This window comes from Streptomyces sp. DS1-CR2 (assembly GCF_055760475.1).
This window is the reverse complement of the sequence record NZ_CM147085.1, coordinates 1,955,518-1,980,104: the sequence shown is the minus strand read 5'-3', so window position 1 is coordinate 1,980,104 and position 24,587 is coordinate 1,955,518. Positions and strand designations below refer to the sequence as shown.

Sequence of the window (24,587 nt, the reverse complement as noted above, 5' to 3'; positions counted from 1 at the left end):
GGCAGCCCTCATGGCCACAGGGGCGGGCCGGGACAGGGGTCCCGCCCGCCCCGTAGGCTGAACCCGCACGTCAAAGGCCCGCTCCAGCGCCGAAGCGAGCCCCGTACAGGCATCACCCGTCACACGCACCACCCGCACGAGGAGCCGCACGCCCATGGCCGCAGAACACCCCGCGTACCCCGTAGGCCTCCGTCTCACCGGCCGCCGCGTAGTCGTACTCGGCGGCGGCCAGGTAGCCCAGCGCCGCCTCCCGGCCCTCATCGCGGCGGGCGCCGACATCCACCTGGTCTCGCCCACCGCGACACCCTCGGTGGAGGCCATGGCGGACGGCGGTGAACTCACCTGGTCGCGGCGCCCGTACGCGGACGGAGACCTCGCCGACGCCTGGTACGCCCTCATCGCCACCGGCGACCGCATCGCGAACGAGGCGGCCTCCGCCGAGGCCGAGCGCCACCGCGTCTGGTGCGTCCGCTCCGACGACGCCGACGCCGCCACCGCTTGGACGCCGGCCACCGGCCGCTCCGAAGGCGTCACGGTCGCCGTCCTGACCACCGACGCCGCCGGCCGCGACCCCCGCCACACGGCGGCCGTGCGCGACGCGATCGTCGAGGGCCTGCGCGACGGCACGCTCGTCGCCCCGCACCACCGCAAGCGCACCACCGGCGTTTCCCTGGTCGGCGGCGGACCCGGCGACCCCGACCTGATCACGGTCCGCGGCCGTCGCCTCCTCGCCGAGGCGGATGTCGTCATCGCGGACCGGCTCGGCCCTCGCGACCTGCTCGACGAACTCCCGCCGCACGTCGAGGTGATCGACGCGGCGAAGATCCCGTACGGCCGCTACATGGCCCAGGAGGCCATCAACAACGCGCTCATCGAGCACGCCAAGCAGGGCAAGGCCGTCGTACGCCTCAAGGGCGGCGACCCGTACGTTTTCGGCCGCGGCATGGAAGAGGCCATCGCGCTGGAGGCCGAGGGCATCCCGTACACGGTCGTCCCCGGCATCTCCAGCTCGATCTCCGTCCCCGGCGCGGCCGGCATCCCGGTCACCCACCGCGGCGTCGCCCATGAGTTCACCGTGGTCAGCGGGCATGTCGCGCCCGACGACGAGCGCTCGCTCGTCGACTGGCCCGCTCTCGCCAAGCTGCGCGGCACCCTCGTCGTCCTGATGGGCGTCGACAAGATCGGCAGGATCGCCGAGACCCTCATCGCGCACGGCAAGTCCGCGCAGACGCCGGTCGCCCTGGTCCAGGAGGGCACCACGGCCGCCCAGCGCCGCGTGGACGCGACCCTGGAGACCGTCGAGGACGCCGTCCGCACCCACGAGGTGCGGCCCCCGGCCGTCATCGTCATCGGCGACGTCGTCGCGGTGGGCCCGCGGCACACCGCGTGACCCGTCACGAACCCCCACACGTAACCAGCGGTAACAGAACTCGCTCCGAGCCGTTGGCACCGCACCCAGGACAAGGCAGTATCAACCTGTGGCTGAAGCTCAAGGTCTCATCACCATCGAAGATCCCGACGACCCGCGCCTGCGCGACTACACGGGCCTGACCGACGTCGAGCTCCGCCGCAGGCGCGAGCCCGCCGAGGGCCTGTTCATCGCCGAGGGCGAGAAGGTGATCAGACGGGCCAAGCAGGCCGGGTACGAGATGCGCTCCATGCTGCTCTCGGCCAAGTGGGTCGACGTCATGCGCGATGTCATCGACGAGGTCCCGGCCCCGGTCTACGCCGTGAGCCCGGACCTCGCCGAACGCGTCACCGGCTACCACGTGCACCGCGGCGCCCTCGCCTCGATGCAGCGCAAGCCGCTCCCGACCGCCGACGAACTCCTCGCCACGCAGCGCCGCGTCGTCGTCATGGAAGCGGTGAACGACCACACGAACATCGGCGCCATCTTCCGCAGCGCGGCGGCGCTCGGCATGGATGCGGTCCTGCTCTCCCCGGACTGCGCCGACCCGCTCTACCGCCGCTCGGTGAAGGTCTCCATGGGCGCGGTCTTCTCCGTCCCGTACGCGCGCCTCGAATCCTGGCCCAAGTCCCTGGAGTCGGTGCGCGAGGCGGGCTTCAGCCTGCTCGCGCTCACCCCCGACGAGAAGGCGAAGAGCCTCGACGAGGCGGCCCCCCACAAGATGGACCGCGTGGCCCTGATGCTCGGCGCCGAGGGCGACGGCCTCTCCACCCAGGCCCTGGTCGCCGCCGACGAATGGGTCCGCATCCCGATGGCCCACGGCGTCGACTCGCTCAACGTGGGAGCGGCGGCCGCCGTCGCGTTCTACGCGGTGGCCACCGGCCGCCCCCAGTCCTGACCTCGCAGCCTCAGAGGTAGGGACGGGGCAGGGACTCCTGCGCGTGCACGCCGTCGCGCGGCTCACCGAGCCCGCGCGACGGCCCCTGGCAGCCCTGCGCCGCCGCGATCCCCAGCGCCACGAGCAGCGTCACCACCACGAACACGAACAACCGCTGGCGCAGCAGCCGCGGATTGGCGGGCCGGCGCTTCCCGGTCCCCGTCGTACGCGGCCCCTGCCGCCCGCCGTTGCTGCGGGGCGCGGGGCGCGAGCCCGAACGCGTCGTGTTGCGGGGCGTACCCGGGCGGGTGTTGCTGCCGGTCCGTGAGGAACCGTTGCTCGGCCGCGGCGGGGGAGTGCTCTGCGGTGTCCGGCGCTGCGTGCGCTGCTCCGTGTACTGCTCGGTGAGCCGGCCCGTGGGCCGGTCGGTGCCGGCACGCGGGCCGGGCGGCCTGGCGTCGCCGAGGCCATGCGCCTCGCGGGCCGCGATCTCCTTGAGCCGCAGCGACAGTTGAAGCGTGCTGGGCCGCTCCCCGGGGTCCTTGGCGAGGCACGCCCGGATCAGCGGGGACAACGCGTCCGGTACACCGTGCAGCTGGGCCTCCTCGTGCACGACCCGGTACAGCATCACTTCGGAACTGCCGTGCCCGAAGGGCGAGTCGGCCATCGCGGCGTACGCGAGGGTGGCGCCGAGCGCGAAGACGTCCGTGGCGGGCGTGACGGCCGCGCCCCGCACCTGCTCGGGAGCGAGGAACCCGGGGGAGCCGACCGCCGTCCCGACATGGGTGAGCGTGGAGGCGCCGGTCGCCCAGGCGATGCCGAAGTCGATGATGCGCGGGCCCTTGGGCGACAGCAGGATGTTCGACGGCTTGAGGTCGCGGTGCACGACTCCCGCCTCGTGCACGGCGACGAGCCCCTCGGAGAGCGCCGCACCGACCGAGGCCACGTCGGAGGCGGCCAGCGGCCCCTCCTCCGCGACCTTGTCGTGCAACGAGGGCCCGGGAACGTACTGGGTGGCGAACCACGGCTTGTCGGTGTCGAGATCGGCCGCGACCAGGCGGGCCGTGCAGCCACCCCTGATCCTGCGCGCCGCGGAGACCTCACGCGCGAAGCGCGACCTGAACTCCTGGTCCTCCGCCAGGTCGGGCCGGATCACCTTCAACGCGACTCGCTGGCCACGGCGGTCGGAGCCCAGATAGACGACGCCCATCCCGCCCGCGCCGAGCCGCCGGTGAATCCTGAACGAGCCGACGACACGCGGGTCCTCGCGCCTCAGGCGCATCATCGCCATGTCCATCCCCGCTGCCCGGTCCGTTTGACGAGCGACAGCTTACGTTTCCACGGCCGGGTGCGCGCAGAGGCCGCGCCCTCGCGATCCGATCGATTGTCAGTGCCCGGTGGGAAACTTGAGAGGTGGTCAGGGAAAGCGGGAGCGGTGCGGCCCGCAGCTGCCCTGATCGCCAACCATCCGTCGTAGAAGGGGGATTGGTCCTGTGAAGGGTGACCGAGTGGAGATAGTCGTGGACGCGGGGGACACGACGCGCACGTACGAGGTGGTGGCGAGCCGGGCGGGCCGCCGGGTCGAGACGGCGGTCCGCAGGGGCGTGGTGGAAGTGAGCGAAGTCACCCGCTCCGGTTCTGTCGTGCGTACGGCACGTTTCATGGCGACCCGGGTGCTCGCCCTGGTCGAGCAGCCGGTACCCAGGGAGGAGCCCTCGGAGGCGGCGGCCCGCGCCGGGCGCCCCCTCCGGGAAGACCCCGAGACCTGGACCGCGACCTAGGTCCTCTTCTCCACCCAGGGGAGTAGGCGAGACGGCGGCGGTCATCCTCCGGGAGGCCCGGCAATCGGTACGAGGGCATGACGACCGTGGCTCCTGACGCGCCTAGATTTGAGGTCAAGCGGCGGGTGCAAGCACTCGTCCCCCGAGGTCAGGTACCCGCCGCTGCCAAACCGAAGATCTTGACCGGGAGAGGAACCATGGCGGACACGGCACCGCGGACAATGGTCCGCACGCAGGGACGCAGGGCATTCGCCGCGTTCGGCGGCCGTCGTTCCGAGCGCCGTCACCCCTTGGTGGCGACGGCCATGGTTCTTCCCCTGGCGGCCCTGCTCGTAGTCGTTTTCGGCGGCTGGGAAGCAGTGGTCACACAAGCGTCGTCCGTGGGCGTGATGCTGGGGCGCTGAGCGGCGCCCCAGGCCCGGAAGAGCGGTCCGGGCGGGGACATCCGGCCATGAAACCCCGTGGGGACGGGGGTGCGGCGGACGGCACATGATGGCCGCGCAGCTGGGGAGCTGCGCGGCCATTGTTCTGCTCGCGTACCGGTGAGTCCCACCCGCCGGATGCTGCGTACGCTCGCGGTGACACCACCCGGGGGGAACCACCGATGACCGCACCCGTTCTGCTGCCCGCACTCTCCGCCACGGCACGCGGCGCGGCGCACCGCACCCAGGAACCCTGCGCCTGCCCGGCACCAGGCGCGGTACTCGCCGACCGCGCGGACGGGACGGTCGTCCGCCACGGCGACGTCGTCGCCAAGGCCCACGCCCCGGGCACGGACCCCGCCGAGCTCAACGCCCGCCTCGCCGCGGCGGCCGCACTCTCCGGCGTTCTGCTGCCGCCGCTCGCGCCGGTCGCGGCGGATCTGCACGACCGGCTTGTCACGTTCTGGCCGCACGGCAGCCCCGTGGACCCCGACGCCCCTGAACACGCGCCGTGGGAGGACGCGGCCACGCTCCTGGCCCGCCTCCATGCGGTGCCCGTGGCGGAACTCCCGGGCCCGCTCCCGCAGATGCGCGGCCCGGTCAAGGCGGCCCTCGCCGTCGCGCGGCTCCTGGCAGCCGGTCCCCATCCGGCGTCCGCGCCGATCCTGCGCGCCTGGTCGGGCCTGCCGCCCTGGGCCCGCGCCGAGGCCCCCGGCGGGCACGCGTCCGCCCTGTGCCACGGAGACCTGCACCTCGGCCAGCTCGTCCGCCGCCCCGCCGGCACCGGCCCCTGGCTCCTGATCGACGTCGACGACCTCGGCACCGGCGACCCGGCCTGGGACCTCGCGCGCCCCGCCGCGTGGTTCGCGTGCGGCCTGCTTCCGGCACAGGAGTGGGCGAGGTTCCTCACCGCGTACCAGGAGGCGGGCGGCGCCCCGTCGCTCCAGGGTGACCCCTGGCCCGCCCTGGACGCCCCGGCCCGCGCCCTCACTGTCCAGACCGCGGCCCTCGCCGTGGCCAAGGCAGCCGCGGCCGGCCGCGCGCTCGACGAGGCCGAGGAGGCGTTGGTCGACGCCTGCGACCGAATGGCAGCGGTACCGGCCGAGTTGGCACACGGCGCCGCGAAGTAGGGTGCAACGGACCGATGCCGGGAAGTGTTCCGGCGAAGAAGTGCCGAACGGCGAGGAGTTGAGCCGACCATGCAGTGCCCCAAGTGTCATGCACCGATGCACACGTACAACCGCAATGGCGTCCAGATCGAGCAGTGCAGCGGCTGCCGGGGGATATTCCTCGACTACGGCGAGCTGGAGTCCCTGACCCGGCTCGAGTCCCAGTGGCAGCAGCAGGCGCCGCCGGCGCCTCCGGCCCCGCAGGCGTATCCGTCGGCTCCCGCCCCGGCCTGGGGTGCCCCGCACCACGGCGGGCACCACGGTCACCACGGCCACCACAAGGGCGGCTTCGGCCGGATGCTCTTCTCCTCCTGAGCCGCCCGGCACATGAAGAAGCCCCCGGCCGAAGGGCCGGGGGCTTCTTGACTGTGCGCGATACTGGGATTGAACCAGTGACCTCTTCCGTGTCAGGGAAGCGCTCTCCCGCTGAGCTAATCGCGCGGGACGGGCCAGACTGTATCAGGACCCGTGAGTCGTACTGCGTGCGCGATACTGGGATTGAACCAGTGACCTCTTCCGTGTCAGGGAAGCGCTCTCCCGCTGAGCTAATCGCGCGGGGTTTCGGACCGTCGGAAAGATGACCTTCGCGATGATCCAGTGGACGATACTGGGATTGAACCAGTGACCTCTTCCGTGTCAGGGAAGCGCTCTCCCGCTGAGCTAATCGTCCTTGGAGGTGGAGACGGGATTTGAACCCGTGTAGACGGCTTTGCAGGCCGTTGCCTCGCCTCTCGGCCACTCCACCAGGAGTGTGGGGGTTCGGGAAGATCCCCCACTTCCTGAGCGGACGACCAGGTTCGAACTGGCGACCTCAACCTTGGCAAGGTTGCGCTCTACCAACTGAGCTACGTCCGCTTGTCGTTTCCGTTCGGCTTACGCGTCCCGGCGACGTGTTGAACTCTAGCGGATTCCCGGGCCAGTACAAAAACGCGTTTGCGCAGCGTGCTGCGGTGCGACCGCCCCAGGTCACGCGGGGGACACCCGCCATAGACTCGAAGGCGTGCGCGACCTCCCTCACCACCTGCCCCCTCTGGCCCGCTTCGGCGGTCTCGTAGCGACCGAGCTGCGCGACGTGACCAGCGATCCCGAGGCCCTGGACTCGGCCGGCTTCTGGGCCGTGTCCGCCGACTTCGAGGGCCGTCTCGTGTGCGCCCGCTTCGACTCCGTGCGGGAGGAGCCCGTGCCCGCTCCGGTCCCCGGCGCCTGGCAGGGGCCCGCGGCCGGTGACTGGACGACGTCCCTCGACCGGGCCGCGTACACCGAGGGCGTGCGCAGGATCCGCACCCACATCGCGGCCGGCGAGGTCTACCAGGCCAACCTCTGTCGCGTCCTGTCCGCGCCCCTTCCCCCGGACGCGGACGTGGACGCCCTCACAGCGCTCCTCGCGCGCGGCAACCCGGCCCCCTACGCGGGGACCGTCCGCCTGCCCGCGCACGGCGTGGAGATAGCCACCGCGTCCCCCGAGCTCTTCCTGAGCCGCACCGGGCGGACCGTCGAGTCCGGGCCGATCAAGGGCACGGGCCGCACCGAGGCGGACCTCCTGGAGAAGGACTACGCGGAGAACGTGATGATCGTGGACCTGGTCCGCAACGATCTCGGACGCGTCTGCGCGACCGGTTCCGTGACCGTCCCGGAGCTGTGTGTGGTCGAGAAGCACCCGGGCCTCGTCCACCTTGTCTCCGCCGTCCGCGGGGAACTGCGCGAAGGTGCCGGCTGGCGCGACCTGCTCGACGCCGCGTTCCCGCCCGGCTCCGTCACCGGAGCGCCCAAGTCCAGCGCCCTGCGCATCATCGACGCCCTGGAGACGGCGCCCCGCGGCCCGTACTGCGGCGGCATCGGCTGGGTCGACGCCGACCGGGGCACCGGCGAGCTGGCCGTCGGCATCCGCACGTTCTGGGCCGACCGGGCCGAGGGCGTCCTGCGGTTCGGCACCGGCGCCGGCATCACCTGGGGCTCCGACCCCGAAGGTGAGTGGCGGGAGACCGAACTGAAGGCTTCCCGGCTGCTGGCGGTAGCGTCGGGTACGTACGAGGAAAGCGAAGGGATCCCTACGTGAAGATCTGGCTCGACGGCGCACTGCAGGAACCAGAGGCCGCCCGTGTCTCGGTGTTCGACCACGGCCTGACCGTGGGCGACGGCATTTTCGAGACCGTGAAGTCGGTCGACGGGAAGCCGTTCGCGCTGACCCGCCACCTCGACCGGCTCGCCCGCTCCGCGCGCGGTCTCGGTCTGGCCGAGCCCGACCTCGACGAGGTGCGCAGGGCCTGCGACGCCGTCCTCGAGGCCAACCCGATGCCGTTCGGCCGGCTGCGGATCACGTACACCGGAGGGCTGTCCCCGCTGGGGTCCGACCGCGGTGAGCACGGGACGACGCTGGTGGTCGCGCTCGGCGAGGCCGTCCGGCGTCCCGACTCAACCGCCACGGTCACGGTCCCGTGGACGCGCAACGAACGCGGCGCGCTCACCGGCCTGAAGACCACCTCGTACGCGGAGAACGTCGTCGCGCTCGCCCGCGCGCGCGAACAGGGCGCCTCCGAGGCGCTGTTCGCCAACACGGTGGGGCAGCTCTGCGAGGGCACGGGGTCGAACGTGTTCGTCGTCCTCGACGGTGAGATCCACACCCCGCCGGTCGCCTCCGGCTGTCTGGCGGGCATCACGCGCGCGCTGGCCGTCGAGTGGACCGGCGCCAAGGAGACCGATCTGCCGCTGGACGCACTGGAGCGCGCCGACGAGATCTTCCTGACGTCCACGCTGCGCGATGTGCAGGGCGTGCACCGGGTCGACGGACGCGAGCTGCCGGGCGCGCCCGGGCCCGTCACTGCCAAGGCGATGCGCGTCTTCGACGAGCGCGCGGCGGACGACCTCGACCCGTAGTCCGCGCGACTCCTCATCCGGGTGACGGGGTGGTCACAGGGCGGGTAGAACACCCCTGATGACCACCACTCTGCGGCCGACCGAGCCGCTTCAGCGCGACGCCCACGGGACGCGGTCACGCCAGTACCAGGTGTGTGTGAACGGCCGCCCCGTCGGCGAACTGCGCCTGGACACCCATCCGGTGTACGGCGAGCGGGTGGCCCGGATCCGTGATCTTCGGATCGACGAGCCGGACCGCGGGCGGGGCCGCGGCACCGTCGCCGCCCTCGCCGCCGAGGAGGTGGCGCGCGGCTGGGGCTGCGGCCGGATCGAGGTCTCGATCCCCGCACCGGCCGAGCGTGCCCTCGCCCTGGCCACCGCCCTCGGCTATGTCGAGCGCAACCGGAACATGGAGAAGGACCTCCCCGCCGAGCCCTCCGCGCTTCCTGCGGGCAGCGCGGGGCGGCGCATGACCGGCCCCGAGTTCACGGCGTGGGAGGCACATACGCGCGTCGGGTACGTGCGCAGCCTGGTCGAGCGCGGTGTCCCGGAAGCCCAGGCGCGCGCCAAGGCCGAGGCCGATCACGCTGCGACGCTCGGGGAAGGGCTCGCCACGCGGGACACCGTCCTGAGCGTGCTCGAGACGGACGGCGCGGTCGTGGGCACACTGTGGGTCGCGCTGCGCGGCGAGAGCGCGTACGTCTACGACGTCGAGGTGGCGGCCGAGCACCGAGGGCATGGCCACGGACGCTCGCTGATGCTCCTCGCGGAGGCCGAGTCGCGCGCCGCGGGCGCCGCCCGCCTGGGGCTCAACGTCTTCGCGGGCAACACCCCGGCCGTCCGCCTGTACGAGTCGCTCGGATACCGGGCGACCGAGTTCCACCTGTACAAGCCGCTGCTCTGAGCGGCTCGCGGGCAGGGGCCGGAGCTACGAGCCGAGCAGCCGGTCGGCGATCTCCTCGACGCGCTCGCGCAGGCCGTCCTGGCTCTTCCCGCCGTCGAGCCGCTCGCCGTCGATGACGTACGTGGGTGTGCCCGTCACGCCGATCGCCTTGCCCTCGGCCTGGTCCGCGTCGACGATCAGGATGTGCCGCCCGTCGACGAGCGCGGTGTCGAACTCCTCGGCGTCCAGACCGAGTTCACCCGCGACCTCGACGAGGAACGGCTCGCCCTTGCGGCCCAACTTCTCGACGCGGCCGAGCACCGCTTCCACGTAAGGCCAGCCCTGCCCCTGCTCGAAGGCCTCCTCCGCGGCCTGCGCTCCGGCGAAGGCGTGCTTGTGCTTCTCCAGCGGGAAGTGCCGCAGACGCAGGTCGATGCGGTCGCCGTAGCGGGCCCGCAGCGCGCGCACGTCGTCGAGAGCGGTGCGGCAGTCGGGGCACTGGAGCTCGCACCAGACATCGAGGACGGGGCGGCCCTGAGGGGCGGAGGCGGGAGAGGCGTCGTTCATGTGACCAGTCTTCCAGGCAGGCGCCGGGGACCCCAACCGGCACCTGCTGAACACGCCCCCTGATCAGACCCCGGCAGGACCCCCCGACAGGACCCCGGGCAGGATCCCTGACAGCCCCCGGACCGGGACCTGCGGAGGAGGCCGAACCCGGAAATGTCCCTGAGGTCCGCCCGGATCGTGGCCTGCGGACCCCGGGGCGGTGCACGATGGAGGGGACGGAATGCTCCGTCGCCCGCTGCCTGTGCCAGGAGGACCGGATGATTGCCGAGACCGTCTGTTCCGCCGTTTCCGTGGCCGGGCTGGGCATCGCCGCGGTCACGGCGTACCGGAAGCGTTTCCTCGCGGCCGCGCGCATGGCCGCCTATTCGCTGGTGCCGATCGGTCTGGTGATGACCGGTGCGGTCGGCTGGCTGGCGGACACCGCGTTCAGCCCGACGGCGTGGGCCGGCTTCGTCGTGCTCGGCGGCGCCTGGCTCCTGTTCATGGTGACCCGCGCGGTTGAGCGCCGCGGCGGTGGCACCCGTAAGGAGCGCAAGGCGGCCAAGGCCGCCGCCGAGGCCCAGGCCGTCGCGCCCGCCGCCTCGGCCCCCTCGTTGGGCCCGACCACCCGGCCCGCGGCGGCCCGCCCCGCCGAGAAGCCCGCCTCCGAGGACTTCAGCGACATCGAGGCGATTCTGAAGAAGCACGGGATCTGACCCGAGGACCCTCGACCCCGGTCGGTCGACCTCGGCCTGAAAACGGAAGCTGCTGGACTCCTTCCGGTCGACCTCGTACCACCCTCGTCACGGGATCCGGCGAACCCCCGCTTCTTTTGAGCGTGTTGATCGACGGCGGTGCGCCGACTGCGTCATCATCGCCGCGAGATGCTGGACACAACACAGGGCGGTTCCGCCCCGCAGGCCGACGAGCGACCTGACGCCTTCACGGCCGACGAACGCCGAGGCTGCCTCTTCGCACTGTCGCAGCCGCCCTTGATGATCTTTCTGGCGGTGATCGGCTGCCTGCTGCTCCTGGCTTCTCTGCACGATCTGTTCGTGCTGTGAGAGAGCTGGCGGGTCAGCCCGCCGCTTCCTTGCGACGCGCCCGGTATGCCGCCACGTGCAAGCGGTTTCCACAGGTGCGGCTGTCGCAGTACCTGCGGGACCGGTTGCGCGAGAGGTCCACGAAGGCCCGCCGACAGTCCGGGGCCTCGCAGCGCCGCAGCCGCTCCTGTTCCCCGGCGACCACGAAGAAGGCGAGCGCCATCCCGCAGTCGGCCGCGAGGTGGTCGGCGACGGACGCCCCAGGCGCGAAGTAGTGCACGTGCCAGTCGTAGCCGTCGTGGTCGGTCAGACGCGGCGTGGTGCCCGCGGCGGCGACCAGCTCGTTGATGAGCGAGGCCGCGGCGTGCGGATCGGGCGCCGCGAACACGGCGGCGAACCGCTCCCTCACACTCTGTACGGCGTCGAGGTCACGCTCTGCGAGCATCCCGACGTCGCTGATGTCGTTCTTTCGTACGAATTCGCCCAGGGCTGCCAGATCGGCCAGCCCGTCGGCGGCCTGTTCGCCGTCCGGTGCGGTGTTCACCAGATCGACCACGGTGTCGAGGGCGCACCGGGTGTCGTGGGTGATCAGCACGATTTGCTCCCTGGCCTGGGGGTAGTGGGGTCTCCCCTGCTCATCAAGAGCTTGGGGAACTGTGCCCGCCGATGCTGGCCGATGTTATAGGTCCGGTCGGCCGTGTGCCTGTCCGCGGACGCGCCGACGCCGCCCCCGTGGAAGATCCCACGGCGGCGGCGCCGGTGTATGCCGTATGCAGTTGTTGTGGCTCGTTCCGTCTCCCCGAGTGGACGGCATCGAGCGGCTCTCGCGGTGCGTGACTCCGGCGGTGTGCCGGCGTCGGCTCCAGGCCTTAGCTTTCGGCCAGGATGTGTGAGAGCTCCGTGTCGAGATCGAAGTGGCGGTGTTCCGTGCCGGGTGGCACGGCCGCGTCGGTCCTCTTCAGGAACGACTCCAGCGCCCTCGCAGGGGCTTCGAGCAGAGCCTCGCCCTCAGGAGAACTCAGAGCGATGCAGACGACGCCTTGGCCGTGACTACGGGATGGCCAGACTCGGACGTCGCCGGTGCCGGTGGGCCGGTGCAGGCCCTCGGCGAGCAGATCGCGGGCGAACACCCACTCGACCGTCTCTTCTGCTCCGGTGTGGAAGGTGGCGTGCACGGCGTAGGGATCGGCCGTGTCATACCGCAGTCCTGCGGGTACAGGCAGTGAGGACTCGCTCGACACAACGAGGCGCAGGTGCAGCTCGCAGCTGACCGTGGTGTTCATAAGCGCCAGGGCCTTTCGCTCAGTGTGCGCTCGGGGATTCGCACGTCGGCGAAATCGACATGCCACCTACGGTGCCGTTGTAAACCCCTCTGAGTGTTTTGAGTGCCTTTAGGTAGCTCGGACGGCGGAGTGTTTCTTGTCCCGGAGCGTCCATTCCGGTGACGCGATTCCGTCGGGTAGGTTTGGTTCTATGAATACGGGGAGTGACGAGGCGGCCGAGACGGAATCCGTGACCGCGACGACGGGGGACGGGGCGAAGGCCGAGCCGGAGCTCGGCTCGCGGGCGCCGGAGTTCATCAAGGCCCGCAGAGCCCTGCACCTGAGCTGGCAGGTCGGTGTCTTCGTGGTCGGGCTCGCGGTGGTGGTGGCGGGCGTGATCATGCTGCCACTGCCGGGCCCGGGCTGGCTGGTGATCTTCGGCGGCATGGCGATCTGGGCGACTGAGTTCGTCTGGGCGCAGCTCGTGCTCCGCTGGACGAAGCGCAAGGTCACCGAGGCCACGCAGCGCGCGCTCGACCCGGCGGTGCGCCGGCGGAACATCATCCTGACGTCGATCGGCGTGGTGATCATCGCGGTGCTCGTGGGGATCTACGTGTGGAAGTTCGGCTTCGAGATGCCGTGGAAGATCAAGGAGTGAGCGGGGTGGCCCGCGAGGGTCGCGCCGGGGGTGTCAGGGCTGGTCGGAGCACCCGCTGACATGCGGTAATGTTCTCTCTGCGCCCGGGCGATTAGCTCAGTGGGAGAGCGCTTCGTTCACACCGAAGAGGTCACTGGTTCGAACCCAGTATCGCCCACCCCGGACCGAGGGCCCCGGAGGCTTCAAGCCTCCGGGGCCCTCGGCGTTCCCATGCTTGGCCACCCTTGATCGGCAAGCGCTTTCTAGCGGCCGGACGCCCCGGGTGTGTCCGGCGACCGGAACAGGAATCCCATAATCCATTCGGATGCATGGGATAACCCGGCGAGACCCCTTGCGTAATTCGAAAGCCGGACGAATCTGACCCCGTTTCAGAGTTCCCGGACTTCGCGCGGAATCCAGACGTTCTGACGGTGAATCAATGACCGGCGCCATCATGTCAATTCACGTTCATGTGAGTCGCCGCGTATCGGGGGAGACTCGCATCATGGACTGGAGCCACTACCGCTTCCGCAGCGTCTGGGACCTGCCCGCGCAGCCCGCCGACGTGTTCGCGGTCCTCGAGCGCGGCGAGGACTACCCCCTGTGGTGGCCCCAGGTGCGCGAGGCGACCTCACTCGACGAGCGGCGCGGCACCGCCCGCTTCCGCTCGCTCCTGCCGTACGACCTGTTCGTGACGGCCACCGCCCTGCGTGGCGACCCCGGGGCCGGGGTCCTGGAGATCACCATGTCCGGCGACCTGGAGGGCTGGGCGCGGTGGACCGTGCGCGCGCACGAGGGCGGGACGCGTGCGCTGTACGAGCAGGAGGTGGAGGTGTGCAAACCCCTGTTGCGGCGCTTCGCCCTCGTCGGCAGGCCGGTGTTCCTCGTCAACCACGCGCTGATGATGCGGGCCGGGCGGCGCGGCCTCGTCGCGTATCTGCGGCGGCGCTGACCGAGCCGGTTTGATGGAAACCCGCCGGGGCCTGTATGGTTCAACCCGTTCCCGGGCGATTAGCTCAGTGGGAGAGCGCTTCGTTCACACCGAAGAGGTCACTGGTTCGAACCCAGTATCGCCCACCCGGAAGAAAGCCGGTCCGTCAGCAGACGGACCGGCTTTTCTGTGCCCCGGGCCCGAGCCCGGACGGGCAACTCTCAGGCGGCCTCCCGCAGTTCCGTGCGCATCGGCCACGCCGGATCCACCGTCTCCGGATTGCCGCTGCGCGCGAACCACGCCTGCAGCCCACGCGCCTGCGCGGCGTGCCAGACCGCCTGAAGGGTGTGCAGTTCGGCAGGGGACAGCCGCTCCAGACGGGACGCGAAACGGCGCCCCACAGCCCGTACGACATCCAGGGAGGCCTGCGCGTCAGCGGCCGCGTCGTGTGCGCCTTCCAGCTCCACCTCGTACTGCGCGCACAGGTCCGTCAGGGTGCGGCGGCCCTTGCGGTAGCGGTCCAGGTGTTTGTCGAGGACGCGCGGATCGAGGACGCACAGCGACGAGCTCTCCATGTAGCGGCCGAGCGCGGACGCGCGATGGCGCCGCAACTCCCGGTCCAGGAGCGTCAGATCGAACGGCGCGTTCATCACCACGAGCGGGCGGCCCGCCGCGGCCTGTTCGCCCAGCAGCCTGGCTATCTCCTCCATGACGGGGGCCGGCCAGCGGCCGTTGCGCTGGAGGTGCTCGTCCGTCAGGCCGTGCACCTCCGTCGCCCCGGCCGGCACCGGCACCCCCGGATTCACGAGCCAGCGTGAGACGCGCGGCCGGCTGCCCGCGGCGTCCTGCACCACTATCGCGGCCGACACGATGCGGTCGCTCTCCACGTCCACGCCGGTGGTCTCGGTGTCGAAGGCGGCCAGAGGACCCTCGTACCAGCACGTCATGTCAATGCAACTCCTCGTTCACACCTGGCAGATGGCCCCTCGCGGCTGCCCGTTTCGGTGATACCCGGGCTGTTTGCGTCGTACGCCGACCGGAGACAACACAGATACGGGTCACGGCAGTTCAGAGACCCGCCCAGGGGATTCACCTGTTTCGGAAGGCCAGTTGGACATGGCGCTCGCGCAGCCCGAACAGGGTGGGCTGCTGCCCGAGCGGATCGCACCGCCGCGCGGCACACTCGCCACCACCGCCTGCATGGAGACACTCCAGGTGGGCTATCTGCACGCCGTAGCGGCAGCCGCGGGCTGTTCGCTCTCTCAGCCGTTCCCCGACAACGGAATCGACTGGCACGTCAGCCACAGCGCCCCCGGGCACACGGTCGACGACGAGGTCACCATCAAGGTGCAGCTCAAGTGCACGTACCAGATCCCGCCGAAACCGCCGGGGCCGTCCTTCTCCTTCACGCTCGACAACGCGCATCTGGAGAAGCTCGCCCGCACACCGGTGTCGGTGCACAAGATCCTGGTCGTGATGATCGTGCCGCGCTCGCAGGACGACTGGCTGCGGGCCGGCCACGACCGGCTCGACCTGCGGCACTGCTGCTACTGGATCAACCTGGCCGGCCACCCCGTGACAGGCCGGCGCCGCACCACCGTGCGCATTCCGACCTCGCGGATATTCGACGACCGTGCGCTCTGCGAGATCATGACGCGGATCGGGACGGGCGGAAGGCCCTGAAACGCGTGACGCCCTGAAGGCGCGGGACGCCTGAAGGCCACACGCGGGAGGCCCTGACGGACAGGGAGGGAGACCCTGATGCAGCACCGCCCGACCGACGAGCGCCTGCGCGCCCTGAACACCGCCCGATCCCACCCCGCCGACCTCGAGGGCCCCGGCCCGGAGCAGGTCGACCCGGTCGTGCTCAACGCACTGCTCGACCGGCACGGCTGGGAGCGCCGCGGCGGCGCCACCGGGCGCTATGTGCGCTGGACGCTACCGGGCGCCTCAGGGCGCACCAGCCTGCTCATACCGGAGAGCCGCGCCTTCCCCGACAGCGACGACCTGCTCGGCGAGGCGCTCGAGGCGCTGGAGCGCAGCGGGTCGCACTCCGCGCGGGAGGTCCTCGTCTCGCTCGCCGTGCCGAGCGACGAGATCCGCTGGTGGCGCGATGTGCCGGCCGGGCCCGCGGGAAGCGCCGCATGGCCGGTGGAGGAACAACTGCGCGCCGCCGCCCGGCGGATGCTGCTGGCCGCCGCGCTCGCCGCCCGGGACAAGGCCGGGTACTACGGCGCGCGCCACCGCAGGTCCGCCGCCGCGTCGCTGGAGACCGTCCTCGTCGGTGACGCCCCAGGCGGCCGCAGGCTCACCGCGTTCGTGCCCGTCGCCGCGGGCCGCACGCTCGCCGTCCGTCTCCACCAGGCGCTGTACGCGGCCCGCGAGGCCATCGACTACCGGCGGGCCACCGGCGGCATGGACGCCTTCGACGGCGCCGTCGAGGCGGGGGTGAGTCACGAGCTCGTCGAAGCGCTCGTCGCCCTCGTCCGCGGCACGGAGGGAGCCCGGGTGGGCGTCGAATGGTCACCGGCGGCCGGAGTGCCCGCCGAGTGTACGGCCGGGGACGAGCCCGTCGAGTTCTCGCCCGGCGACCTGGCGGTGCTGCGGGAGGCGAGCGCCCGCTATCTGCGGTCCGAGCCGTCCATCGCCGTCCGCATCACCGGCACCGTCGTGCGCATGCGCAGATCGCGGCCGCGCGGCGAGGGCACGGTGCGGCTGCACGTCATAGGGGGCGCCGATGTGCCGCACGTACGGATGACGCTGGACGAGGAGGCGTACCGGACGGCGGGGCACGCGCATCTCGTGGGGCTGCCGATCAGGGTGCACGGGCGGCTGGAGAGCCGGGGCGGCTTCCGGCGGCTGACCGGGGCGAGCGGCGTGGTGCCCGTACAGGTCGAGGAGGCCGAGCGGGACCGGCTGATGAAGTCGCTCCAGGAGAATCTGGACTTCTTCGAGGAGGCGTGCAGCGGGGACGACTGAGCTCACGGGCTCGTGAGCAGGGGGTTCCCGCTGTGTGCGCGGGGAACGTGGCGCGGGCGGTGTCGATACCGTTTCGCGAGTCGGGCCCCGGGCTCGGTACGATCCTCTGTGTATTGCGCGCGTGGCCAGAACATCGCGCGCCCCCTTCAGGCAGGAGAGTCCGGTGTCAGACGTCCGTGTGATCATCCAACGCGATTCCGAGCGGGAAGAGCGCGTGGTGACGACGGGCACTACGGCGGCCGAGCTCTTCGCCGGCGAGCGCACCATCGTCGCCGCCCGTGTGGCGGGCGAGCTGAAGGACCTGGCGTACGCCGTGCAGGACGGCGAGGAGGTCGAGCCCGTCGAGATCTCCTCCGAGGACGGCCTGGGCATCCTGCGCCACTCCACCGCGCACGTGATGGCGCAGGCCGTGCAGGAGCTGTTCCCCGACGCCAAGCTGGGCATCGGCCCGCCGGTCAAGGACGGCTTCTACTACGACTTCGACGTGGAGAAGCCCTTCACGCCCGAGGATCTCAAGGCCATCGAGAAGAAGATGCAGGAGATCCAGAAGCGCGGTCAGCGGTTCTCGCGCCGCGTCGTCACCGACGAGGACGCCCGCGCAGAGCTGGCCGACGAGCCGTACAAGCTCGAGCTCATCGGCATCAAGGGCTCCGCTTCGAGCGACGACGGCGCGGACGTCGAGGTGGGCGGCGGCGAGCTGACCATCTACGACAACCTCGACGCCAAGACCGGCGACCTGTGCTGGAAGGACCTCTGCCGCGGTCCCCACCTGCCCACCACCCGTAACATCCCGGCGTTCAAGCTCATGCGGAACGCGGCGGCGTACTGGCGCGGCAGCGAGAAGAACCCGATGCTCCAGCGCATCTACGGCACCGCCTGGCCGTCGAAGGACGAGCTGAAGGCGCACCTGGAGTTCCTCGCCGAGGCCGAGAAGCGCGACCACCGCAAGCTGGGCAACGAGCTGGACCTGTTCTCCATCCCCGACCAGATCGGTTCCGGTCTGGCCGTCTTCCACCCCAAGGGCGGCATCGTCCGCCGGGTCATGGAGGACTACTCGCGCCGCCGGCACGAGGAGGAGGGCTACGAGTTCGTCTACACCCCCCACGCCACGAAGGGGAAGCTCTTCGAGACCTCGGGCCACCTGGACTGGTACGCCGACGGCATGTACCCGCCCATGCAGCTCGACGAGGGCGTGGACTACTACCTCAAGCCCATGAACTGCCCGATGCACAACCTGATCTTCGATGCGCGCGGGCGTTCCTACCGTGAACTGCCGCTGCGCCTCTTCGAGTTCGGCACCGTGTACCGGTACGAGAAGTCGGGCGTCGTGCACGGCCTGACCCGCGCCCGTGGCTTCACGCAGGACGACGCGCACATCTACTGCACCAAGGAGCAGATGGCGGAGGAGCTCGACAAGACGCTCACCTTCGTCCTCAACCTGCTGCGCGACTACGGCCTGACCGACTTCTACCTGGAGCTCTCCACCAAGGACCCGGAGAAGTTTGTCGGCTCGGACGAGGTCTGGGAAGAGGCCACCGAGACGCTGCGCCAGGTCGCCGAGAAGCAGGGCCTCCCGCTGGTCCCCGACCCGGGCGGCGCCGCGTTCTACGGCCCGAAGATCTCCGTCCAGGCGAAGGACGCCATCGGCCGCACCTGGCAGATGTCGACCGTGCAGCTCGACTTCAACCTGCCGGAGCGCTTCAACCTCGAGTACACCGGCACCGACGGCACCAAGCAGCGCCCGGTCATGATCCACCGCGCGCTGTTCGGCTCCATCGAACGGTTCTTCGCGGTGCTCCTCGAGCACTACGCGGGCGCCTTCCCGGCCTGGCTCGCGCCGGTTCAGGCGGTCGGCATCCCGATCGGTGACGCGCACATCCCGTACCTGGAGGAGTTCGCGGCCAAGGCGAAGAAGAAGGGCCTGCGCGTCGACGTGGACTCCTCTTCGGACCGCATGCAGAAGAAGATCAGGAACGCGCAGAAGCAGAAGGTGCCGTTCATGATCATCGCGGGCGACGAGGACATGGCGGCCGGCGCCGTCTCCTTCCGCTACCGCGACGGCTCGCAGGAGAACGGCATCCCCGTCGACGAGGCGATCGAGAAGATCGTCAAGGTCGTCGAGGAGCGCGTGCAGGTCTGACGCCCGCCGCTCACGGCACGGCGTACGAATCAGGAGGCCCCCGGGAAGTTTTCCGGGGGCCTCTCGTCGTCGTCACGCCTGAACACCTGGAACATCCAGGACGAGAACGCGCCCGTGATCGCTCCGAGCAGCGCCACACCGCACCCCATCAGAGCCACCGCCACCAGACGCCCGAGCAGGGTCACCGGCACCACGTCCCCGTATCCGACGGTCGCCAGCGTCGAGCAGGCCCACCACAAGGAGTCCCCGAAGGTACGGATCGTGGCGTGCGGCTGCCCGCGCTCGACCTGGTACACGGCCAGCGCCGCCGCGAATCCGAGCAGTGTGGCGGACATCCCGGCGTAGGTCGCCACGCGCGCGTGCAGGCTGAGCCGCGGTTCTTCGTGCCGCCGCCGCACGGCGTCGTAGGTCCGCACGACCTGCAGTGGGCGCAGCAGCGGCAGCACCACGACCACCGCGTCCAGCCAGTGGCGGCGCACGAACGAGAGCCCCTTGCCGCTGTGGCACCATCGGATGGCGAAGTCCAGCGCGAAGGCGGCCCAGGCGGCGGCGGTCACCGCGAGACACGCGTCGCGCACCGCCTCCGGAAGCCCGTGCCCCAGGACCCTGATCGCGTACGACGCGAGAAACAGCAGGGCCGCCAGCGTCAGCGGGGTCTCCATCCGGTGCTCCCACGGCGTCCGCCGTCTCTCGTCCATCGGTCAAGGATCGCGGCCGGGGACCGGGACCTGCCCCGCCGACACGCTCCGAACGGGCGAAGCCATATGCTGCATCTCATGACGAGTGAGCCGGAGCAGCACACGGGGCCGGTGGGTGTGCCGGACGGGTTCGGACGCCTTTGGACGCCGCACCGGATGGCCTACATACAGGGGGAGAACAAGCCGACCGGACCGGGAGCCGACGACGGCTGTCCCTTCTGCGCCGCACCCGGCATGACCGACGAGGAAGCGCTGATCGTGGCGCGCGGCGCGAGCGTCTACGCGATCCTCAACCTGTACCCGTACAACGGCGGGCACCTGATGGTGCTGCCGTACCGGCACGTCGCCGACTACACGGACCTGGACGACGGCGAGACCGCCGAGCTGGCTCTCTTCACCAAGCGCGCGATGGCCGCACTGCGCACCGCGTCCGGGGCGCACGGCTTCAACATCGGCATGAACCAGGGCGCGGTCGCGGGGGCCGGCATCGCCGCGCATCTGCACCAGCACATCGTTCCGCGCTGGGGCGGCGACACCAACTTCATGCCCGTCGTGGGACACACCAAGGTGCTGCCGCAGCTGCTCGGCGACACCAGGACCGCGCTGGCCAAGGCCTGGCCGGACGCCGACTGAGCCGATCGTGACCGGTCGGCCAGGCACTTGCGTCCCTGGCCGGCCGGGCCCGGCTACGCGTCGTACACGTCGGCGTTCATGGGCGTCGGGGCCTGGACCAGGTTGCTGAGGAACGACGAGCGCGTACCGAACTTCTCCGTGTCCACGCCGTTCTCCTCAAGTACCTTGATCGCCGCCGCGTGCACCACGCGCAGGACCGGGGTGGCTGTGCGCAGCGCGTCGTCCGCCATGAAGCGGTGGCGCCAGGGCTTGTCCGCCCAGGCGTGCCGCAGTCCGAAGGGCTCCGGCAGGATCAGCTTGCCGCCTATGAAGTCCAGGAGCGGCGGGTACCAGGTGAACGGCGCGCGCACCGCGAGGCGGACCACCTCGTCGGGCTCGATGAGGGGGAGCTTCTTCTCCACCGTCTCCCAGAACTTGACGGCCTTCGCGACTTCCTTCGTCTTCGGCTCGGGCTTCGTCGTGAACAGGGAGTGCACCGGGCCGAGCGCATGGCCCGTGACCTCGATGCGCAGCGTCTCGTGCAGCACCGTCACCGTGATCAGCATCGTGATCACCAACTGGCCGTCCCAGAGGGTGAACTGCACGCCCAGATAGTGGCGGTCGCCGCTGCCGAACTGCTGCTCGTTGCAGATCCGCTGTATCTCGTGGTTCTTGATCTGGAAGGCCTCGACGTCGGTGCCGCTGGGGCGCGCCACCTTCTTCGCGTTCTCCCCGATCGGCGAGACGATCCAGTGCCTGATCGACGGCGTCGGGAACCCGCCCGTGTGCAGCGGGCCGCGCTCCAGGAGCCGCAGCTTGTCGTGGACCGCCCGTATGACGTCCCAGCTGCGGAACGGGTGGATCTCCGCGCCCTCGTCGCGGGGGATCAGTTCCTCGGCGAGCTGCCAGCTGCCCCAGCGGGTGCCCATGCCGAGGATGCCCTTGGGGCCCGCGTAGAACACGGCGTTCGACTGCTGCTCGGCGGTCAGCTTGGCGAGGCTCTGGCGCAGCCGTTCGGCGGCCGTCTCGCCCGGGCTGCCGGGCACCGCCTCCGGGATCTTGGCGCCGATGCCGCCGCCCGCGAGCAGGCTGTCCCAGCGCTCCCGCATGTCCTGCGCCGTGCGTTCGCAGATCTGCCGGGCCCACAGCCAGCCGACCACGGGCGCCACGATCGCCCCCCGCAGATACCAGGCCCACAAGCCCGTGAACGGCAGCTTGACCATGAAGATCACGGCGACGGCGGCGACCGCCACCATCAGCGCGGTGAACAGCGCGGCCATGCGCTTGTTCTCCTGGCTGCCGATCATGCGGCGGACCTGGAAGACGAGCAGCCAGACGATCAGGCCGGGCAGGAAGAGCAGGCCGCACAGCGCCATCACGGCCGTGAGCCAGCTGTCGCGCTGCTTACGGATCCGGTTCGCCGCGAGACAGTGCTCGACGACGACCTGCGGCTCGGTGCCGAAGGACTGGATGAGCGGCTTGCGGTCGCCGCCGAGCAGCCGGCCCTGGACAGCCCGCGAGAAAGCCTCGCCCAGATTCGGCGCGGCCAGCGACCAAATGCCCTTCTTCACTTCGGACTTGTGCCACTCGCTGTTGGCGGCGAGCAGATCGTCCACCTTCGCGTCCCGGTACGCCGCCGAAGCGAGGGCGTATGTGGCCACGGTCTGGCCCGCGGAGCCGTGCAACGGCACCTGCGCCCCGGGCCTGAAGTCGAATACGTCGTCCGCCACTGCCCGCCCCCATCGCCGCGCGCCTTCGCTCCTGCGGCTTTCCCGACTTCCTTGCTCCGCACACCTGTTGATCAGGTCATCGGCTTGATCAGGTCTTCAGCGTATCCGGGCGCACCGACATCCGTCAGGGGACGGCCGAAGCCGCCCGCCCGGAAGGGGACCGGGCGGGCGGCCTGGCTGTCGGATGGCAGCGGGACGGCCAACTACGAGACGTCCTCGGCCTGTTCGCGCAATCTGTCGCCCAGCTGCGGGGGCATCGGCTCGTGGCGCGCGTACGCCCGGCTGAACCGCCCCGTGCCGTGCGACAGCGACCGCAGGTCCACCGCGTACCGGCCGATCTCGATCTCCGGGATCTCGGCCCGTACGAGCGTGCGAGACCCCGGTGCCTGTTCCGTGCCGACCACGCGGCCGCGCCGCCCCGACAGATCGCTCATCACCGCGCCCACGTAGTCGTCGGCGACGAGCACCTGCACCTCGGCGACCGGCTCCAGGAGATGGATCCTCGCGTCCGCGGCCGCCTCCCGCAGTGCCAGCGCGCCTGCCGTCTGGAACGCCGCGTCGGAGGAGTCCACCGAGTGCGCCTTCCCGTCGAGCAGCGTGATCCGCACATCGATGAGGGGATGGCCCGCGGCCACGCCCTTCGCGGCCTGCGTCCGTACACCCTTCTCCACGGACGGGATGAACTGCCGCGGCACCGCGCCGCCGACGACCTTGTCCACGAACTCGATGCCGGAGCCGTTCGGCAGCGGCTCCACCTCGATCTCGCAGATCGCGAACTGTCCGTGCCCGCCTGACTGCTTCACATGGCGCCCGCGGCCCGCCGACCTGTCGGCGAACGTCTCTCTGAGCGAGACCTTGTGCGGGACGACGTCGACCTGGACGCCGTACCGGTTGCGCAGCCGCTCCAGGGCGACGTCGGCATGCGCCTCACCGAGGCACCACAGGACGACCTGGTGGGTGTCCTGGTTCTGTTCGAGCCGCATCGTGGGGTCCTCGGCGACCAGCCGGGACAGGCCCTGAGAGAGCTTGTCCTCGTCCGGTTTGCTGTGCGCCTGGATCGCCAGCGGGAGCAGCGGGTCCGGCATGTCCCACGGCTCCATGAGGAGCGGGTCGTCCTTGGCGGAGAGGGTGTCGCCGGTCTCCGCCCGGCCGAGCTTGGCGACGCACGCCAGGTCGCCGGCGATGCAGTGGGTGAGCACGCGCTGCTGCTTCCCGAACGGCGACGACAGGGCGCCGATGCGTTCGTCGACGTCGTGGTCCTCGTGGCCGCGGTCGGTGAGGCCGTGTCCCGAGACATGCACCGTGTCGTCGGGGCGCAGGGTTCCGGAGAAGACCCGTACCAGCGAGATCCGGCCCACGTACGGATCCGATGCCGTCTTCACGACCTCGGCGACCAGCGGGCCGTCCGGATCGCAGACGTTCACCGTGCGCGCGTCGCCCGACGGGGTGGTGACCACCGGGGCCGCGCGCTCCAGGGGAGTGGGGAAGCCGCCCGTGATGAGTTCGAGCAGCTCGACCGTGCCGATGCCCTGCCGGGCGCCCTGCGCCGCGGGCGCCGCGGCCAGCACCGGGTGGAACACACCGCGCGCCACGGCCCGCTCCAGGTCCCCGACCAGCGTCTTGTAGTCGATCTCCTCGCCGCTCAGATAGCGGTCCATGAGGGTCTCGTCCTCGCTCTCGGCGATGATCCCCTCGATCAGACGGTTGCGTGCCTCCTCGATGAGCGGCAGCTGATCGGGGTCGGGCTCGGACTCCTTGCGCTCGCCCGACGCGTAGTCGAACACACGCTGCGACAGGAGGCCTACGAGACCGGTCACGGGCGCGTGCCCGTCCGGCCCCGGCTCGCCGTGCAGCGGCAGGTAGAGCGGGATGACGGCGTCCGGGTCGTCGCCGCCGAAGAACGTCTCGCAGGTCCGCGTCATCTGTTCGAAGTCGGAGCGCGCCGCCTCCAGATGCGTGACCACGATGGCGCGTGGCATGCCGACCGCCGCGCACTCCTCCCACACCATGCGCGTCGCGCCCGCCATGGTCTCGGGCCCGTCGGACGCCGAGACGACGAAGAGGGCCGCGTCCGCAGCCCGCAGACCGGCCCTCAGCTCCCCTACGAAATCCGCGTATCCGGGGGTGTCCAGAAGATTGATCTTGTACCCGTCCCATTCGAGGGGCACCAGTGAGAGCTGCACCGACCGCTGCTGCCGGTGCTCGATGTCGTCGTAGTCGGAAACGGCCGTGCCGTCCTCCACCCGGCCCGCCCTGTTCACCGCCCCCGCGGTCAGCGCGAGAGCCTCCACCAATGTCGTCTTGCCCGATCCGCTGTGGCCGACCAGCACCACATTCCTCACGGACGAGGGGTGGTCGGCCGCCGTAGCCCTGCCGGCGGCTCCGGGGTGTGTATTCGCCTTGTCGCCCATGCCTTTCCTCCCGGTTACTTGCACGGTGAGGTGGCACCCCTGCTGAAGAGGGGGTCCCATTGGGCGCGGACACGCGGGACCCGCGATGGCGGCTCCGACGACGCCCGCGGTGTCTTCGAGCTTTGCACTCCGGCCATGGTGCGTCCATACGTCGTACGCGGTTGCTCGGGGCACGCGGGTGCCCGGCGGTCGTCCACGCGCGCGC

25 protein-coding genes and 7 tRNA genes are annotated in these 24,587 nt (G+C 70.8%); 19 read left to right on the top strand and 13 right to left on the bottom strand.

The genetic code is table 11. The features are described from left to right. The first annotated feature begins 154 nt into the window (after window positions 1-154). A complete protein-coding gene (gene cobA, locus ACY0PA_RS09865) occupies window positions 155-1,390 on the top strand; it encodes a uroporphyrinogen-III C-methyltransferase (RefSeq protein ID WP_473084278.1) in 1,236 nt (411 codons plus the stop codon). A gap of 88 nt (window positions 1,391-1,478) precedes the next feature. Further along, window positions 1,479-2,306, top strand: coding sequence for a TrmH family RNA methyltransferase (locus ACY0PA_RS09860; RefSeq protein WP_329575255.1), 828 nt, complete (start codon window positions 1,479-1,481; stop codon window positions 2,304-2,306). Window positions 2,307-2,316: 10 nt separating this feature from the next. Here the strand turns inward: ACY0PA_RS09860 and ACY0PA_RS09855 are convergent, their stop codons facing one another. After that, entirely contained in the window at window positions 2,317-3,582 is a 1,266-nt protein-coding gene (locus ACY0PA_RS09855; RefSeq protein ID WP_473084277.1) for a serine/threonine-protein kinase, read from the bottom strand. A gap of 196 nt (window positions 3,583-3,778) precedes the next feature. On the opposite strand from ACY0PA_RS09855, the gene ACY0PA_RS09850 reads away from it, so the two are divergent. The 4 genes from ACY0PA_RS09850 (at window position 3,779) to ACY0PA_RS09835 (ending at window position 5,972) form a co-directional block, all read left to right on the top strand. Then, window positions 3,779-4,066, top strand: coding sequence for a hypothetical protein (locus ACY0PA_RS09850; protein WP_473084276.1), 288 nt, complete (start codon window positions 3,779-3,781; stop codon window positions 4,064-4,066). 197 nt (window positions 4,067-4,263) lie between these two features. After that, on the top strand, window positions 4,264-4,470 hold the full coding sequence (locus ACY0PA_RS09845; RefSeq protein WP_116503303.1) for a hypothetical protein: 207 nt from the start codon (window positions 4,264-4,266) through the stop codon (window positions 4,468-4,470). Window positions 4,471-4,670: 200 nt separating this feature from the next. Continuing rightward, a complete protein-coding gene (locus tag ACY0PA_RS09840) occupies window positions 4,671-5,618 on the top strand; it encodes a phosphotransferase family protein (protein WP_473084275.1) in 948 nt (315 codons plus the stop codon). A 69-nt stretch (window positions 5,619-5,687) separates the two neighbouring features. Continuing rightward, complete coding sequence (locus tag ACY0PA_RS09835; protein WP_100597023.1) at window positions 5,688-5,972, top strand: TFIIB-type zinc ribbon-containing protein; 285 nt, start codon at window positions 5,688-5,690, stop codon at window positions 5,970-5,972. 54 nt (window positions 5,973-6,026) lie between these two features. Here the strand turns inward: ACY0PA_RS09835 and ACY0PA_RS09830 are convergent. The 5 genes from ACY0PA_RS09830 to ACY0PA_RS09810 form a co-directional block, all read right to left on the bottom strand. After that, window positions 6,027-6,098 (bottom strand) — tRNA-Val (locus ACY0PA_RS09830). Between the two features lie 42 nt (window positions 6,099-6,140). Further along, a tRNA-Val gene (locus ACY0PA_RS09825) sits at window positions 6,141-6,212 on the bottom strand. Between the two features lie 43 nt (window positions 6,213-6,255). Further along, window positions 6,256-6,327 (bottom strand) — tRNA-Val (locus tag ACY0PA_RS09820). 1 nt (window position 6,328) lies between these two features. Then, window positions 6,329-6,402 (bottom strand) — tRNA-Cys (locus tag ACY0PA_RS09815). 37 nt (window positions 6,403-6,439) lie between these two features. Then, window positions 6,440-6,512 (bottom strand) — tRNA-Gly (locus tag ACY0PA_RS09810). Window positions 6,513-6,657: 145 nt separating this feature from the next. Here ACY0PA_RS09810 and ACY0PA_RS09805 point away from each other — a divergent pair. Genes ACY0PA_RS09805 through ACY0PA_RS09795 form a run of 3 tightly spaced genes read left to right on the top strand, consistent with a single transcriptional unit; the run spans window position 6,658 to window position 9,414 of the window. Then, complete coding sequence (locus ACY0PA_RS09805; protein ID WP_473084274.1) at window positions 6,658-7,713, top strand: chorismate-binding protein; 1,056 nt, start codon at window positions 6,658-6,660, stop codon at window positions 7,711-7,713. After that, window positions 7,710-8,531: an aminotransferase class IV gene (locus ACY0PA_RS09800; protein WP_473084273.1), complete on the top strand. Its 822-nt coding sequence runs from the start codon at window positions 7,710-7,712 to the stop codon at window positions 8,529-8,531. The genes ACY0PA_RS09805 and ACY0PA_RS09800 overlap by 4 nt, the downstream gene beginning before the upstream one ends. Window positions 8,532-8,589: 58 nt before the next feature. Continuing rightward, entirely contained in the window at window positions 8,590-9,414 is an 825-nt protein-coding gene (locus ACY0PA_RS09795) for a GNAT family N-acetyltransferase (protein WP_473084272.1), read from the top strand. A 24-nt stretch (window positions 9,415-9,438) separates the two neighbouring features. On the opposite strand, the gene ACY0PA_RS09790 is transcribed toward ACY0PA_RS09795, so the two are convergent. Continuing rightward, complete coding sequence (locus tag ACY0PA_RS09790; RefSeq protein WP_473084271.1) at window positions 9,439-9,960, bottom strand: DsbA family protein; 522 nt, start codon at window positions 9,958-9,960, stop codon at window positions 9,439-9,441. 257 nt (window positions 9,961-10,217) lie between these two features. Between ACY0PA_RS09790 and ACY0PA_RS09785 the strand changes: the two genes are divergently transcribed. Continuing rightward, on the top strand, window positions 10,218-10,655 hold the full coding sequence (locus ACY0PA_RS09785) for a hypothetical protein (protein WP_473084270.1): 438 nt from the start codon (window positions 10,218-10,220) through the stop codon (window positions 10,653-10,655). Between the two features lie 168 nt (window positions 10,656-10,823). Next, window positions 10,824-11,003 (top strand): hypothetical protein, encoded by a 180-nt coding sequence (locus ACY0PA_RS09780; protein ID WP_473084269.1) that lies wholly within the window; start codon window positions 10,824-10,826, stop codon window positions 11,001-11,003. 13 nt (window positions 11,004-11,016) lie between these two features. Here ACY0PA_RS09780 and ACY0PA_RS09775 read toward each other — a convergent pair whose 3' ends face one another. Together ACY0PA_RS09775 and ACY0PA_RS09770 are read right to left on the bottom strand one after the other, a co-directional pair. Next, window positions 11,017-11,577 carry a CGNR zinc finger domain-containing protein gene (locus ACY0PA_RS09775; protein ID WP_473084268.1) on the bottom strand — a complete coding sequence of 187 codons (561 nt, stop codon included), beginning with the start codon at window positions 11,575-11,577 and terminating at the stop codon, window positions 11,017-11,019. Between the two features lie 274 nt (window positions 11,578-11,851). Further along, window positions 11,852-12,265, bottom strand: a complete 414-nt coding sequence (locus tag ACY0PA_RS09770) for an SsgA family sporulation/cell division regulator (RefSeq protein ID WP_003959770.1) — start codon at window positions 12,263-12,265, stop codon at window positions 11,852-11,854. A gap of 190 nt (window positions 12,266-12,455) precedes the next feature. Here ACY0PA_RS09770 and ACY0PA_RS09765 point away from each other — a divergent pair, with 190 nt between their 5' ends. The 4 genes from ACY0PA_RS09765 to ACY0PA_RS09750 all read left to right on the top strand — a co-directional run bounded on the left by ACY0PA_RS09765 (window position 12,456) and on the right by ACY0PA_RS09750 (window position 13,958). Beyond that, the gene (locus ACY0PA_RS09765; protein ID WP_473084267.1) at window positions 12,456-12,902 is read left to right on the top strand and encodes a TIGR02611 family protein; all 447 of its coding nucleotides are present in this window, start codon (window positions 12,456-12,458) and stop codon (window positions 12,900-12,902) included. 85 nt (window positions 12,903-12,987) lie between these two features. After that, window positions 12,988-13,059 (top strand) — tRNA-Val (locus ACY0PA_RS09760). Window positions 13,060-13,386: 327 nt separating this feature from the next. Next, window positions 13,387-13,833 carry an SRPBCC family protein gene (locus tag ACY0PA_RS09755; protein WP_473084266.1) on the top strand — a complete coding sequence of 149 codons (447 nt, stop codon included), beginning with the start codon at window positions 13,387-13,389 and terminating at the stop codon, window positions 13,831-13,833. 53 nt (window positions 13,834-13,886) lie between these two features. After that, a tRNA-Val gene (locus tag ACY0PA_RS09750) sits at window positions 13,887-13,958 on the top strand. Window positions 13,959-14,033: 75 nt separating this feature from the next. Here the strand turns inward: ACY0PA_RS09750 and ACY0PA_RS09745 are convergent. Then, window positions 14,034-14,759 (bottom strand): 3'-5' exonuclease, encoded by a 726-nt coding sequence (locus tag ACY0PA_RS09745; RefSeq protein ID WP_100597013.1) that lies wholly within the window; start codon window positions 14,757-14,759, stop codon window positions 14,034-14,036. 169 nt (window positions 14,760-14,928) lie between these two features. Between ACY0PA_RS09745 and ACY0PA_RS09740 the strand changes: the two genes are divergently transcribed. The 3 genes from ACY0PA_RS09740 to thrS all read left to right on the top strand — a co-directional run bounded on the left by ACY0PA_RS09740 (window position 14,929) and on the right by thrS (window position 18,931). Further along, window positions 14,929-15,495, top strand: coding sequence for a DUF4365 domain-containing protein (locus ACY0PA_RS09740; RefSeq protein WP_356272315.1), 567 nt, complete (start codon window positions 14,929-14,931; stop codon window positions 15,493-15,495). A gap of 78 nt (window positions 15,496-15,573) precedes the next feature. Then, entirely contained in the window at window positions 15,574-16,791 is a 1,218-nt protein-coding gene (locus ACY0PA_RS09735) for a hypothetical protein (protein WP_473084265.1), read from the top strand. Window positions 16,792-16,954: 163 nt separating this feature from the next. Beyond that, complete coding sequence (gene thrS / locus ACY0PA_RS09730; RefSeq protein ID WP_473084264.1) at window positions 16,955-18,931, top strand: threonine--tRNA ligase; 1,977 nt, start codon at window positions 16,955-16,957, stop codon at window positions 18,929-18,931. A 29-nt stretch (window positions 18,932-18,960) separates the two neighbouring features. Here thrS and ACY0PA_RS09725 read toward each other — a convergent pair whose 3' ends face one another. After that, on the bottom strand, window positions 18,961-19,629 hold the full coding sequence (locus ACY0PA_RS09725) for a potassium channel family protein (protein WP_473084263.1): 669 nt from the start codon (window positions 19,627-19,629) through the stop codon (window positions 18,961-18,963). Between the two features lie 66 nt (window positions 19,630-19,695). On the opposite strand from ACY0PA_RS09725, the gene ACY0PA_RS09720 reads away from it, so the two are divergent. Further along, complete coding sequence (locus tag ACY0PA_RS09720; protein WP_473084262.1) at window positions 19,696-20,262, top strand: HIT family protein; 567 nt, start codon at window positions 19,696-19,698, stop codon at window positions 20,260-20,262. A gap of 53 nt (window positions 20,263-20,315) precedes the next feature. Here ACY0PA_RS09720 and ACY0PA_RS09715 read toward each other — a convergent pair whose 3' ends face one another. Next, complete coding sequence (locus ACY0PA_RS09715) at window positions 20,316-21,971, bottom strand: hypothetical protein (protein WP_473084261.1); 1,656 nt, start codon at window positions 21,969-21,971, stop codon at window positions 20,316-20,318. A gap of 203 nt (window positions 21,972-22,174) precedes the next feature. Next, window positions 22,175-24,382 (bottom strand): elongation factor G-like protein EF-G2, encoded by a 2,208-nt coding sequence (locus ACY0PA_RS09710; RefSeq protein ID WP_473084260.1) that lies wholly within the window; start codon window positions 24,380-24,382, stop codon window positions 22,175-22,177. Between the last annotated feature and the right edge of the window lie 205 nt (window positions 24,383-24,587).